This is a genomic window from Brevibacillus jepli (assembly GCF_047229145.1).
In the GTDB taxonomy this organism is placed as follows: Bacteria; Bacillota; Bacilli; order Brevibacillales; family Brevibacillaceae; genus Brevibacillus.
In genome coordinates, this window is record NZ_JBFEFW010000009.1 from 57,970 (window position 1) to 70,626 (window position 12,657).

General features: G+C 48.8%; 14 protein-coding genes. 4 read left to right on the forward strand and 10 right to left on the reverse strand.

Annotated elements, in window-relative coordinates; all coding sequences use genetic code 11:
* Positions 1-6: 6 nt before the first annotated feature.
* Both AB1L17_RS11685 and AB1L17_RS11690 read right to left on the reverse strand, forming a co-directional pair.
* The gene (locus AB1L17_RS11685) at positions 7-831 is read right to left on the reverse strand and encodes a sulfite exporter TauE/SafE family protein (RefSeq protein WP_412845096.1); all 825 of its coding nucleotides are present in this window, start codon (positions 829-831) and stop codon (positions 7-9) included.
* 20 nt (positions 832-851) lie between these two features.
* The gene (locus tag AB1L17_RS11690) at positions 852-1,709 is read right to left on the reverse strand and encodes a DUF72 domain-containing protein (RefSeq protein ID WP_412845095.1); all 858 of its coding nucleotides are present in this window, start codon (positions 1,707-1,709) and stop codon (positions 852-854) included.
* Positions 1,710-1,771: 62 nt separating this feature from the next.
* On the opposite strand from AB1L17_RS11690, the gene AB1L17_RS11695 reads away from it, so the two are divergent.
* Positions 1,772-2,278, forward strand: coding sequence for a M67 family metallopeptidase (locus AB1L17_RS11695; RefSeq protein WP_412845094.1), 507 nt, complete (start codon positions 1,772-1,774; stop codon positions 2,276-2,278).
* Here AB1L17_RS11695 and AB1L17_RS11700 read toward each other — a convergent pair.
* Positions 2,209-3,612 carry an aspartate kinase gene (locus tag AB1L17_RS11700; protein WP_412845093.1) on the reverse strand — a complete coding sequence of 468 codons (1,404 nt, stop codon included), beginning with the start codon at positions 3,610-3,612 and terminating at the stop codon, positions 2,209-2,211. The two genes, AB1L17_RS11695 and AB1L17_RS11700, sit on opposite strands and share 70 nt — an antisense overlap.
* A gap of 211 nt (positions 3,613-3,823) precedes the next feature.
* On the opposite strand from AB1L17_RS11700, the gene AB1L17_RS11705 reads away from it, so the two are divergent.
* On the forward strand, positions 3,824-4,576 hold the full coding sequence (locus AB1L17_RS11705; protein ID WP_412845092.1) for a polysaccharide deacetylase family protein: 753 nt from the start codon (positions 3,824-3,826) through the stop codon (positions 4,574-4,576).
* Positions 4,577-4,633: 57 nt separating this feature from the next.
* Here AB1L17_RS11705 and floT read toward each other — a convergent pair whose 3' ends face one another.
* From floT to AB1L17_RS11720, 3 genes are all read right to left on the reverse strand, one after another.
* Positions 4,634-6,181 carry a flotillin lipid rafts scaffold protein FloT gene (floT, locus tag AB1L17_RS11710; RefSeq protein WP_412845091.1) on the reverse strand — a complete coding sequence of 516 codons (1,548 nt, stop codon included), beginning with the start codon at positions 6,179-6,181 and terminating at the stop codon, positions 4,634-4,636.
* Positions 6,181-6,720, reverse strand: coding sequence for an NfeD family membrane protein (locus AB1L17_RS11715; RefSeq protein ID WP_412845090.1), 540 nt, complete (start codon positions 6,718-6,720; stop codon positions 6,181-6,183). Before AB1L17_RS11715 ends, floT begins: the two co-directional genes overlap by 1 nt.
* A 90-nt stretch (positions 6,721-6,810) precedes the next feature.
* The gene (locus AB1L17_RS11720) at positions 6,811-8,244 is read right to left on the reverse strand and encodes an aminotransferase-like domain-containing protein (RefSeq protein WP_412845089.1); all 1,434 of its coding nucleotides are present in this window, start codon (positions 8,242-8,244) and stop codon (positions 6,811-6,813) included.
* 145 nt (positions 8,245-8,389) lie between these two features.
* Here AB1L17_RS11720 and AB1L17_RS11725 point away from each other — a divergent pair, with 145 nt between their 5' ends.
* Positions 8,390-9,328: a DMT family transporter gene (locus AB1L17_RS11725; protein ID WP_412845088.1), complete on the forward strand. Its 939-nt coding sequence runs from the start codon at positions 8,390-8,392 to the stop codon at positions 9,326-9,328.
* A 52-nt stretch (positions 9,329-9,380) separates the two neighbouring features.
* On the opposite strand, the gene AB1L17_RS11730 is transcribed toward AB1L17_RS11725, so the two are convergent.
* The 4 genes from AB1L17_RS11730 to AB1L17_RS11745 all read right to left on the reverse strand — a co-directional run bounded on the left by AB1L17_RS11730 (position 9,381) and on the right by AB1L17_RS11745 (position 11,298).
* Entirely contained in the window at positions 9,381-9,845 is a 465-nt protein-coding gene (locus tag AB1L17_RS11730) for an NUDIX domain-containing protein (protein ID WP_412845087.1), read from the reverse strand.
* Between the two features lie 16 nt (positions 9,846-9,861).
* Positions 9,862-10,398, reverse strand: coding sequence for a suppressor of fused domain protein (locus AB1L17_RS11735; protein WP_412845086.1), 537 nt, complete (start codon positions 10,396-10,398; stop codon positions 9,862-9,864).
* A 236-nt stretch (positions 10,399-10,634) separates the two neighbouring features.
* Entirely contained in the window at positions 10,635-10,745 is a 111-nt protein-coding gene (locus tag AB1L17_RS11740; RefSeq protein ID WP_412845156.1) for a hypothetical protein, read from the reverse strand.
* Positions 10,746-10,878: 133 nt separating this feature from the next.
* Positions 10,879-11,298, reverse strand: coding sequence for an SgcJ/EcaC family oxidoreductase (locus AB1L17_RS11745; RefSeq protein WP_412845085.1), 420 nt, complete (start codon positions 11,296-11,298; stop codon positions 10,879-10,881).
* Positions 11,299-11,420: 122 nt separating this feature from the next.
* Here AB1L17_RS11745 and AB1L17_RS11750 point away from each other — a divergent pair, with 122 nt between their 5' ends.
* Positions 11,421-12,296 (forward strand): LysR family transcriptional regulator, encoded by an 876-nt coding sequence (locus tag AB1L17_RS11750; protein ID WP_412845084.1) that lies wholly within the window; start codon positions 11,421-11,423, stop codon positions 12,294-12,296.
* The last annotated feature ends 361 nt before the right edge of the window (positions 12,297-12,657 follow it).

A 12,657-nucleotide genomic window follows, 5' to 3' on the forward strand; every position in this document is an offset into this window, starting at 1 on the left:
ATCTCTTTATCCAAAAATCGCTTCTCCGATCATTTGTATGGCAATCCCTACTATCAGAACACGCAAAAACAGTACGATGGTACGCCCCTTCATTTTACTGGCAGCAATCGCCCCTAGCTTGCCGCCTGCCCATGCCCCCGGCGCAAGCATCGCTGCATAGAGCCAATGTATGTTTTCGTGGAAAATATTCGTGATCGATCCAACCACCGCCGAGAAAAAAATGACCAGCATCGACGTAGCCGTGGCGATGTGGGGCGGGAAGCGAAACAAAATGATCATAGCTGGAACCATCAGAATGCCGCCACCCACGCCAAACAGCGAGGAGGTAATCCCTACGAAAAAGGCGAGCGTAATGACAGTCCATTTGCTATACCCATACACATATTCTTTTCCTTCGTTGTCGACAAAATGGCGTTGAACTTCCCACTCAATCCTTCGTGGCTGAATTTTGTCTTTGACCATCAATACGACAAACATGCAGAGCTGAAACAAGCCAAACAGCAGCGTAAAGCCCTCCACTGCTAGTAATGTATTAAGGTACACACCCACAATAGCACCGGGTGCACTCCCGATAATAAAGAGCAGGGCACTTTGCATGTCCACTTTTTTTTGCTTGATATAGGAAAGGGAGGAGGAAAGGGCTGTGACCGCAATCACGATCAGCGAAGTCGCCGCCGCTACCTGCGGGTTCATCGATCCGGGCATGTACCAGTTCGCCAAAAATAAGAGAGCAGGCACGAAAAAAATTCCACCACCCAGCCCAGCGATACTGCCAATGACCCCTGCCACCACTCCGATGATGACAAATAAGATGGCAATTGCTACTAGCATGAACTCCCCTTCTTTCTAGCTTACGTGGAGAACAGGTCCATCTGGCGCGGATTCAGACCAGTGGGAGCAAGCCCAAGCATGTCCGAAAACTGCTTCGCATTCGCTGCTGCATCTCCTCCAGAGTTATTGTTGAACAAAATGCAGACTTCATCCGCTTCCCGTTCGAGCTGTCTGATGTGTCCAACCCACTCCGCAAGCTCAGTCTCATTGTATCGATATAAATAACGGACGTCCCGCCAATTTTGTCCCTCTCCGGGATCTCTCCAGCCTGCTTTGTTGCGACCATGAAAACGGACCAAAGACAAGGAAGGATGTGTTACCGCAGGAACGATCGGAACCGAGCCTTTTCCTACTTGCGGTTCATCGCATACGACATGTATCGCATCCATCTTGCGCAGAAAGTCCAGAGTACGCTCCGCATAGCGTGATTCAAACCAGCTCTGATGCCGAAACTCAACTGCAAACGGATACGCGCTCATCGCTTGGCGGCAAGCCGTCACATACTGGACATGCTCTCGGGTACAATCAAACCACGGCGGAAACTGAAATAACAGCGCCTTGAGCTTACCAGCCTCCACGACAGGCTGAATACTCTCCTCAAACTGCCGAAACAATTCCCGACGGCTTCCCGTTGCCTCTCCCCGTTGATGTCCCGTCATCCCCTGATGAGGCTTGACGATAAAGCCAAATCGCTCAGGTGTATCCCGCACCCACGATTCGTAATTTCGCTGTGGTAAAATAGCATAAAAAGAACTATCCACCTCTACAATGGGAAAATGACTGGCGTAGACGGACAGCTTGTCCCGACTGCGCACACCTTGCACGTACAATTCGTGCTGATCACCCCAGCCGCAAACTCCCACTTGTATCGTCGTCATCGAATGCTAACCTCCAAACCATGGTCGAATATTGAATATAGAAAAAGGACGGAAGAGCCCGCATGAAAAATCCTGACTGGTTGGGTGAACCCTTTGCGAATAAGGATAACAAAATATTCCTGACGAAAAAAGTAGCGAAACGCCTCCTGGCCGAAGCACAAGAGGCGTTTCCTTATGAGTATTCGGCGCTGCTCGCAGGACGTGGAGCAACGATTACGACCTGTGTACCGATGCCCGTATCATCCGATAAACACGTGTTTGCCTGGGATGGCACTGCGTTTCTTCAAGCCTTGCAGCACATACGCAAGCACAAGCTTCAATGGCTCGGTGTCTTGCATACACACCCCCATACGCCACCAATCCCCTCGGCACGTGACATAGCGGGCTGGCACTACCCCATGCTCAGCTATTGGATCGTGGGACTCGCAACCGAGCAACCAGAATGGCGTGTCTATCAATGGGTGCAGGACGAGCATCACTGTTCATTTGAAGCACGAGATTACACGCTGACAGAAGCTGCAGGAGATGATGCGGCAACCAATTGCTCTTCTGCTCCAAAAAACTCTTGATACAAGGCAATTACGGCTCGGTCTGCCTCCTCAGCATTTACTCCGAACATCATACTTACTTCAGATGATCCCTGATTGATCATTTCCAGATTGATTTTCGCGGCAGCCAATGCAGTAGTGGCTCTCGCTGTTGTCCCTACCGATTGACGCATGCCTTCCCCGACAATCATGACGAGTGCGAGACTGTGCGCAACAGCGACGTCGTCAGCCAACAGCTCTCGGCGTATACGCTCCACAATTCGCTGCTCCTTTTCTATGGTGAGATCGCGTTCGCGAAGGATGACAGAAATGTTATCAATGCCGGATGGAGTATGCTCATACGATAGCTCTTCTTCCTCAAGAATTTGCAGCAGCTTGCGCCCAAAGCCAATTTCGCGGTTCATTAAATACTTGCTGACATAAATGCTGCAAAACCCGCCGTCACTGGCAATACCAGACACTCTATTTGTCGCAGATGGACGCTCGGCTACAATCATCGTCCCAGGCGCAGACGGATTGTTTGTATTTTTGATGCAGACAGGGATGTCCGCTTGATACGCTGGAATCAACGCTTCTTCATGGAACACACTAAAACCGGAGTAGGACAGCTCCCTCATCTCTCGGTACGTGATCTCTGTTACCTTTTTCGGGTCAGCAATCAGGTTCGGATTGACCACATATACCGAATCGACATCCGTAAAGTTCTCGTATACCTCTGCCTTAACAGCCGCAGCCAGAATCGATCCCGTAATATCTGAGCCACCGCGTGAAAAAGTAACCAGATCGCCACTCAGCGAATAGCCGAAGAAGCCAGGGAATATAACAATTCCCTCCTTTTCTCGCAATTTCGCTAATTGGGCATACGCTTCGGGCAATATATGGGCATTGCTGGCTTCATCCGTTACAAGCATTCCTGCCTCTTTCGGATTGACGTAGGTTGCCACCTCGCCCAAGCTCTGCAAATAACGAGCGACGATTTTGGCGCATGTATCCTCTCCCGCTGCTTTTACCGCATCCATGAATCTTTCAGAGGACAAGCCTGCTTTGTTTGCGAGAACCTCCCCGAGCTCAGATTCGATGGCTTGACCAACCTCCTCCGATAGGCCGAGACCAGCCACAATTTCCTGATACCGCAAGAAAATAGCTGTTTTCGCTTCCTCTGTTGGTTCCCCAGCCAAAAATCGCTCAGCATATGCGATAAGCAAATCCGTAACCTTCGTGTCCTCCTTGTGTCGTTTACCAGGTGCCGATACCACGATAACTCGTCTGTCACGATCCGCCAGGACGATTTGACCTACTTTTTTTATTTGCTCGGCATTTGCCAGTGATGTTCCACCAAACTTCGCTACCTTCATGTTCTCTTCCTCCATCTGAATCCTCGTCGTATATTCAACGCTATTTCCAAGTCAATTCGCTGTTACTAGCTTAATTTATCCACACAAAAAGAACAAGTGTCTTTTCCACAAAGACAAAAAGGGATAACCATTAAGAATTGGCGCATAGTAACGGTATGTACATAGTCACGTAGGTTACTAACACGAAAGTCTCTGGCAGCGAGGTGAACAAATGAAAAAGCATATCCTCTTTTTCCCACTTTTGCTGGCTATCATTCTTGCTCCTTCCTTTAGTGAAGCAGCCTATGCCCTTCGGGAAAAAAATCGCGAGTATTACGAGACAAGAGGAGATATTGTTTGGGAAGTGCCGACAGAAAGCAAGGTGATTGCCCTTACCTTTGACGATGGTCCTCATCAGGTATACACTCCTCAGATCGCAGCACTGCTGAAACAGTATCAGGCGAGGTCTACCTTCTTTGTCGTAGGCAATCGTGTGAGCGAGTACCCGGAAATCGTCAAATCACTTGCTGATGATCAGCACGAGATTGCGAACCACACTTACAATCATCCAGATATCCGAAAACTATCGGCGAACAGATTGTTGGAAGAGGTCCAAAAAACGCAGGAAATCATTCAATCCGCAACAGGCGTACTGCCCACCTTGTTCCGTCCTCCCGGGGGATTTTATAACGAGACTGTCGTCCATACCGCTAAACAAGCCGGTTTTCTGGTGATCATGTGGTCTTGGCATCAAGATACACGTGATTGGACCGATCCTGGCGTAAAAAAAATCGTCAACAAAGTTTTAAACAATGCTCGGAATGGAGACATCGTGCTTTTTCATGATTACGGAGGGGATCGTCGACAGACCGTACAGGCGCTCGAGCAAATATTACCCGAGTTAAAAAAGAGAGGGTATAAGTTCGTAACGGTTAGCGAATTGATGAGGAACTACGGCCATGCGAAGCAGGTAGACTACCCTTGATTAGCACTCGTCTTACGAAGAAAAAGTGCCCCTCGCACTAAAAGGGGCACTTTTTCGTTATTGCTTTTCGTTATCTAAATCAGTCTCTACCTGAACTTTTACGGGTACGGGCTGTTGCTGCGTAGTCGTAGTCGTAGTCGCAGCCCCGCCCTTTTGCATAAAGTCTGTGATCATTTTGTTCATATCCAAACCGGATACATCTTTCAGCATTTCAGGCAGCTGTGCCATCAGCTTCGTGACATTCCCGCTTAGACGATTGACGCCATCTCCCTGACCGCCGCCCGCGTCCACGATCGTAACCTTGTCGATCGCCTTCATAGGCTCCGCAATTTTCTCTGCCAGCTCAGGAAGCATCTTCGCAATAATGTCGAGTACAGCCGCATGACCGAATTTTTCAAATGCTTCAGCCAGCTTCTCTTTCCCTTCTGCTTCGGCTTCCAGCTTGAGTCGCGTTACCTCAGCCTCAGCACTACCTTTTGCTTTTTCGGCCTCGGCAATCGCCAAGCCTTCCAGACGCTTCTGCTCGGCATTTGCCTTTGCCTCTGCTTCGATTCGGTATTTGATCGCGTCTGCTTCTCTCAATTTTTTCGCTTTTTCCGCTTCTGCTGCTTGCTCTACAGAGTAGCGGTCGGCGTCGGCCTTTTTCTTCACTTCCGCATCATACTGTCTTTCGCGGCGTAGAATTTCTTTCTCCTCCAGCTCGATTTCCTTCTGCTTGCGGACGAGATCGACTTTCATTTCCTCTTCGGTTACCTGCTGCTTGGCGACAGCCTCTTGCAGCTTGTAGGCTTGGTCCGCGCTCGCCTTCGCTTTGTCCTGCTCTTGCTTAAACGCCGCTACCTTCAGCTCTTTTTCCTTCTCTGCTTCGGCAATGTTCGTTTCCTTGAGCAGCTCAGCCTTGCGCGCCTCTTCCTCTGCCTGTGCCTGCTTGATCCGCGCTTCCTTGTCTGCATCAGCCTGTGAGATGGTCGCGTCCCGCTTTACTGCCGCAATTTGCGGAATTCCGAGAGCGGCTAAATATCCGTTTTTGTCGCGGACATCCTTGATCGTGAAGCTGACGACTGACAGACCCATTTTCTTCAAGTCCTTGGTCGCTACGGCTTGCACCTCTTGCGCAAAGCGTTCACGATTTTTGTAAATTTCTTCTACGGTCATACTGCCGAGAATCGCACGCAAGTAACCTTCGAGTACTTCCTGTGCCTCTCCGCGCAGCGCCTCGTCTGTCTTGCCCATAAATTGCTCGGCTGCGGTCGCGATGTCTTCAATCGAACCGCCTACCTTAATGATCGCTACGCCATCTGCCATAACAGGAACGCCCTGCTCGGTGTACACCTCTGGGGTCGATACATCCAGCTTGTGAGACAGAAGACTCAGAAAATTCGCCTGTTGAAAAATAGGGAGGATAAATGCACCGCCTCCGCGGACGATCTTCATTTTGCGTCCGGATTCGTCGCTGAGCACGTTTTTTGAGCCGAGATAGCTACCCGTCACGATCATCGCTTCATCTGCACCAACTGTCTTGTAACGCGCCCAAAAGGCAATACCCAAAACGAGAAAGACTGCGACGACAACACCCACTATCGTCAAAATACCGGGATCTAACATCACTTCTCATCTCCTTCGCTTGAATCAGTATAAAAGGGGATCACATACAAGACATGGTCACGCACCTCGACCACGACGACACGGGTTCCTTGCGGGATGATCTGGCCCTCAAGACTCGCCGCCATATGATAGGTGGTTCCGCTAATCATCGGCAGCAATACCTCTCCAAGTCCTTTTGCTGGTATCGTCGTTCCTACTTCCCCCAGCTTCCCTCCCAACTGGCTCATGGAATAGCTGGTGGAGTTTTCTGCACGGCTCATCGGCTTTACCCAGAGGAAGAACGACGCGAGAGCCAATGCTGCGCCAATGACCACAGCCAGCATCAATACGACAATTGCGCCAAGAGAAGTATACCGAGATAGCAAATACCCGGCTCCCCCAAAAGCAGTCATGCCGCTGACCAGCAAAATGGGCTGTGCAAAAGGCAGATGCAGATGTCCCAGCCAATCCGAGACCGTATCGCCAAACAACAGCGAGAGGAGGGTGTAAATTAGACCAAGTACAAGGCAGACCATGTAGACGGTTTCAAGTACGCCCACGACTGTCACCCCTTTCTAAAAATGCCTCTATAGTGCATACGAGTAAAATGGAAAATAGTTTCATAAATAAGGAAATAATCCCATGAATCATCATTTTTCCTGTTGAATCACTCTTTTTAGACGGCGAATTCCTTCCTCGATGTTCCCTATGCTTTCCCACGAATAGGTCAATCGTAGCCAGCCCGCTTCCGCTCCATAAACGCTGCCAGGCGTAAAAACGACCCCTTCCCTGATCGCATCATCCAGCAATTCCTTTTCGTCCCTCGGGGCATGCAAACGACACCAAATGTGAAAGCTGCCATCAGGCTCATTCCATACGGCGTAATCAGTAAGGTATTTCTGTAAGGCACGACGCATCGCTTGTTGCTGCTCAAACAAGTAATGAGACATTCGCTCCATCTGATTGTTCCAGCTCTCCCGCTCTAAAAATTGCCGCGCTAATTGCTGAGAGACGCTACTCGTGCCAAAATCCATTTGCTGCTTGGCATCGGCTAGTCTCTCTACGACTGATCTCGGTCCGACCAGCCAACCGATTCGCAAGCCTGGTGCAATCGTTTTGGAGAGGCTACCGACGTACAAGACAGCACCCGTCTTGTCGATGGCTTTGATCGGTCTGGGAGGTCTAGGGCTTCCCGCCAATGTTAGCGCGCCGTACGCGTCGTCCTCCACCAGCGGCAAACGCAGCTCCTGACAAATATCGAGCAGCTGGGATCGGCGAGCCATACTCATAATCGTCCCGGTTGGATTATGATAGGTCGGGTTCGTGAAAACCATTCGAATCCGATGCTCCCGCTGCAAGTCGTAGACAGTCTCAGGCACGATGCCATATTCATCCATCGGTAAACGAAATAATCGCAGACCCGCTGAGCTGAATAAGGGCAATGAATACGAATAAGACGGTCCCTCCATCGCAATAGCATCTCCAGGATTCAAGAGACAAAGTGTGATGAGATGTAATGCCTGCTGTGCTCCCGAGGTCACCAAAATTTCATCGGGAGAAGAATAGATTCCGTAGTTTTCTCGCAAGTGCACAGACAGTGTCTCGCGCAACCCTGGCTCTCCTTTTGGCTGCGCGTACCCTAATTCGAGCCGGACTTGATTATCTTCTCCCAACGACCTCGTCGTCAAAGACGGGATCATCGGTGTAGCCAATTCAGCCTTTGCCAGATTAATGATCGATGAATCGAAGCACGCATCCTGTATGCGTTTGGCAAGTGGATAGGCCGGCAAGAAGGCTCCGCCATTTGTGTAGGTAAACCAGTTCGGCATTTGTTTTACGCCCCACAGATCACGACTGACCCATGTACCGCTTCCTTGCCACGATTGTAAAATTCCTTTTGACCGCAATTCTTCATACGCTGCCGATACGGTCCCGCGATTAACGCCGAATCGTCGCGCCAAAACTCTCTCTGGTGGAAGAGACGCACCGGGTGGCAGCACTCCTAGTACAATTTGTTGCTCCAGCTCCTTTGCGATTTGCAAATAGACGGGCACTCCCGCTTCTTTATCCGGCTTCCATTCCATCTATGCTCGTCCTTCCACACATGTTTTTTCTCCCTTTCGACAAATTGGCTTACCACTCCTGCTGCCAATTGGCTCTACCTTTTGCTATTGACCCCCTCTAAGATGGAACAACAGATACTTCTATCACGCAAAGGGCGGGATTCATATGAGCACACAGCTTCCTGTTGAGAAGCAGCATTTACGCACTGCACAGGGCACCCTCGGCCTGTTACACACCGAAACAATAGGATTGGTGTATGGCTTTATTGGCGTGCTTAGCTTCAGCTTGACTCTGCCTGTAACGAAATTGGTTGTAACTGCTCTCTCTCCTGTCTCAGCAGGATTGGGACGTGCCCTGATTGCTGCTGTGCTGGCCGCATTCGTACTCCTGATCAAAAGAGTCCCATTCCCTACCTGGCAGCAGACTAAGCAGTTGGTTCTCGTATCTGCTGGTGTCGTAGTTGGCTTCCCTTTTTTCTCCTCGTGGGCTATGGAGCGGGTACCTGCTACCCATGGTGCTGTCATCATTGCGCTCCTGCCATTGGCAACAGCAGGAGCAGCGATTTACTTTACAGGAGAGCGACCTGCCCGCAAGTATTGGCTATCGAGCGGGGTAGCCTGCGTCACGATTTTGGCTTATGCCATCGGCTCTGGCTTTGGTGCTCTTCAGTGGGCCGATCTCGCTTTGCTCGGCGCAGTCATCAGTGCGGCGGTCGGATACGCGGTCGGCGGTGAACTCTCGAAAACGATGGGCGGTTGGCAGGTCATCAGCTGGTCGTTGATCTTCGCATTTCCTTTTCTCGTATTCCCCATCGCAGGTCCCCTCTTGGCTGAGTTAAAACAAGCTACTTGGTCCGTCTGGATCGGGTTTGGCTATGTTAGCGCCGTGAGCATGTTTCTCGGTTTTTTTGCCTGGTACCATGGGCTGGCAATCGGTGGTGTAGCCAAAGTCAGCCAAGTCCAATACCTTCAACCCTTTTTATCGATCATCGCTTCGTGGTTCCTTCTATCTGAGCCATTCACCCTTGGTGCGGTACTTGCAGCTGTGATCGTCGTGATTGCTGTTGCCAATGGAAGAAAAGCCACGATTCAGCAAAAAGGATAGCCAAAACAAAAACACCGCCCTTCGTTTTGACGCATAGGACGGTGTTTCTCATTTATTCAGCTTTGCTCAGCATATTTCCCAAGTACATCGGCTGGTAAGCCGGATCAGACAAAGCCTGCTTGACTTGATCCGGGCGTGTTTTGTGGTCGTTTGGCAGCTGCTTCCACTCGTCTAGGGTAACCCAGCCAGCCCATTCGATTTCTTCATCAACAATGCCACCTGGAGTAGGATTCTTCTCGTCTCCGATGAGCTTCGCGAGAACTCCCACCCCAACTGTATGCTTGCCGTTCCCTTCCTGATCAATCCGATCATCGATCCAGATCAATCGATCCATTTCTACGAGTAGTCCGGTCTCTTCCATCACTTCTCTTTTCGCTGCATCTGGAATCGCTTCTAAATACTCGACGACTCCTCCTGGCAGGTTGTAAAAGACTCCTCGTTGTGTTTGCTCCCGGATGAGGAGGACTTTCCCTTCGTGTTCCACTACTACGGTGACTCTCAAGCGAATCGCTGACATATCGCTCGCTCCCTTCTCAGATGGCAGGCGTACGCGTAACATTCAGGGAATCGACACCGGAGTGCGCTAACCATTCCTGTAATGCCGTAAGTCCATATTGTTCCACAAACCTTGCTTCCGAATCTGCGATTGCATGAAGCATCATGAACCTGATTACGTCCTTGCCGTTTGTATAATATTCAAATCCAGCCTCTTCGTAGTAGGCAGGGGTCAGTACCAGATGATTCAAAACCGATTTTTCCACGATTGTATCCCCGAGCGAAAAGATGCTCCCAGACTCCATACGGGTAGTTTGACTCTCCCACTGCTGAATCACCCGGGCCGCAACTCTTGCCAAATGCGTGATCATTCTCTGCTCAAACTGATAGGAATAGACGAGGTACTCCGTCGCCCCCATCTTGTGCAGCTCAAGTGTGGCATACGTCCACCATCCTCGCTTGCGCGTAGCCGGATAGACGGCAATCAGGATATCCGCATCCTCGGATTGATACAGCTCTCCCATGCTCCCAAAAAAGCGGTGGCAATGATCCATTAATTGCTTTACCACTATCATATGTGCAACCCCGCTCCAAAAAGTATGAAAACCTCTACGGCTGCCTGCTCATAGCAGAGCAACTGTGCTTTTGTGAAAAGGTTTGTGCTCGCCCGAAAAAAGCATGCCTGGATACGTAGGCATACTTCGTTGTTGTTGTCTTGTATATACGAACATTTTATCATTGTGTGAAGGGAATGTACATGTTTGAACACGCACAAAAAGCCCCTGGTTTTTCCGAGGGCCTTGTTCTTGTTTTATTTCGTGACTTTCACCGAAATCGTCATGTTTTTTCCTTGGTACTTCACCTTGAGCTTCGTTGTTCCTTTTGCATGTCCTGTAATAACGCCATTTTCTACGGTGGCAATTTCCTCTTCAACTGTATGATTAGTCTAAGCCAATACATGAAACAGCGGCGACTTAAGACCTGATAATAAAGTCTTAAACTCACCGCTGTTTTTATTGAACTATCGACCCCGTTAGCTCACTCACAATATCTAGTTAGACGGATTTTAGAAGTGTGTTTTGTCCTGCTGCTAGCCTCCAAACATTCGTTTCCTTGACCATTACGTAGATAGCAATGCTTTCTTGCCCTCCGCCAATTCGTTTACCATCGGAAGTTGTTGAATATTGACGGACATGAACAACAGCTACATTCGAATTAATGAACGAGATGCTGTCAACAGTATATTTGCTATAAGAATTACTTAAAGGACCTGTCAAGACGATTTTGTGCACTTTATTTATTTCATCCCAACCCGACAACTTTTCACCCATTACATTCACCCAAGTGGCGTTTTGTGTGAAATGGCTGTCTAACGCATCTGCATCGTGCCGATTAAACGCTGCCTCCATTTCATTAACTACATGTTTGATAAGCTCGCGATCATGCTCCAATGGTTCCTCTTCTTTGTATACCATAGAAATTCCTCCCTTTATTGCTTACTTCATTGTTAAATCTGATACTATATCATAATATCAATAATATCTAATGCATAAATTTCATGAGTATCATGCTAAATCGTATATAAATGGAGGTAATCATGGATACTTCACATTTACATTACTTTCGTACTATCGCTAAAATTCAACATATGACCAAAGCAGCCGAAGAACTGCAAATTGCTCAACCTGCATTAAGCAAAATAATCGCTCGACTTGAGGAAGATCTTGGTGTCCCCCTCTTTGACCGACAGGGGAGAAATATTAGATTAAACACGTTTGGTAAAACGTTCCTTCGAAAGGTAGAAATTGCTTTAAACGCATTGGAAGATGGAAGGAAAGAAATTGAAGAACTTTCTGGGTTGTATTCGGGCAGTGTTCACTTAGCGGTTACGAGCGTCGAGCTCTTGTCTAGGCCACTTGCTGACTTTCTATCCCAATACCCGAAAACCGATTTCCGAATAACCCAGGTTTCTATGATGGAATTGGAGCCTCTTCTTCTGAATGGAGAAGTGGACATATGTCTCACAGCGTTACCTACGCAAAATGCTGGAGTATGCTCCTCCCATGTCTTGGAGGAAGAAGTATACCTTGCTGTTTCTCCTAACCATCGATTCTCAGACCGACAGAGCATTTCTTTGGCAGAAGCTGCTTCTGAAGCTTTCATTGGTTACAATGAGGGGCAATTTTATCAACCACTGAACGATATCTTTTTTGGAGAGGCCGGAATTCATCCTAAATATATATGCAGGGTAAATGAGCCTTCTGCTATTGCGAGTCTTGTCCGGGCCGGCGTTGGTGTCGCTCTTGTAGGTGAGTGCGGACGAAACTCTGACTCTCCACTCACTTTATTAAAGATTCATGACCACAGTATGAAACGTAATTATAAGTTCATTTGGCTTGAATCACGATATTTATCTGTAGCAGCTAGAAAATTCTTGGAGTTCGTAACGGAATTTTTCTGTAAGACAAATTAGTCATTCTCTATCTGTGAATCGACGAGATAATCTGATCCCGGCAATGACCACCTCGATTCGGTTATTACTGAACTAATCTGCCCGTTAGCGTAATGGCTCTACCAAGACTAAGAACGTAAAAAGGAGCATTCTGAAACACCAGGTCGTTCATCGAGCGGAGTGAAAATGCTCCGTGGATGGGGATGACTCCGCATGTAATAAAAGCCCTCCTCCGGATCGTTATTCCGAAGGAGGGCTTCGTCACATTTATGGCATGATTGCCCATATGCCTGATGCCATATTTCTTTCCGCCGTCTTGCTATTGAGTAAGCTCCGTTGCTTTGCACGCAGATATTCCCATGCGTTTTCCCTATTAAGGCAG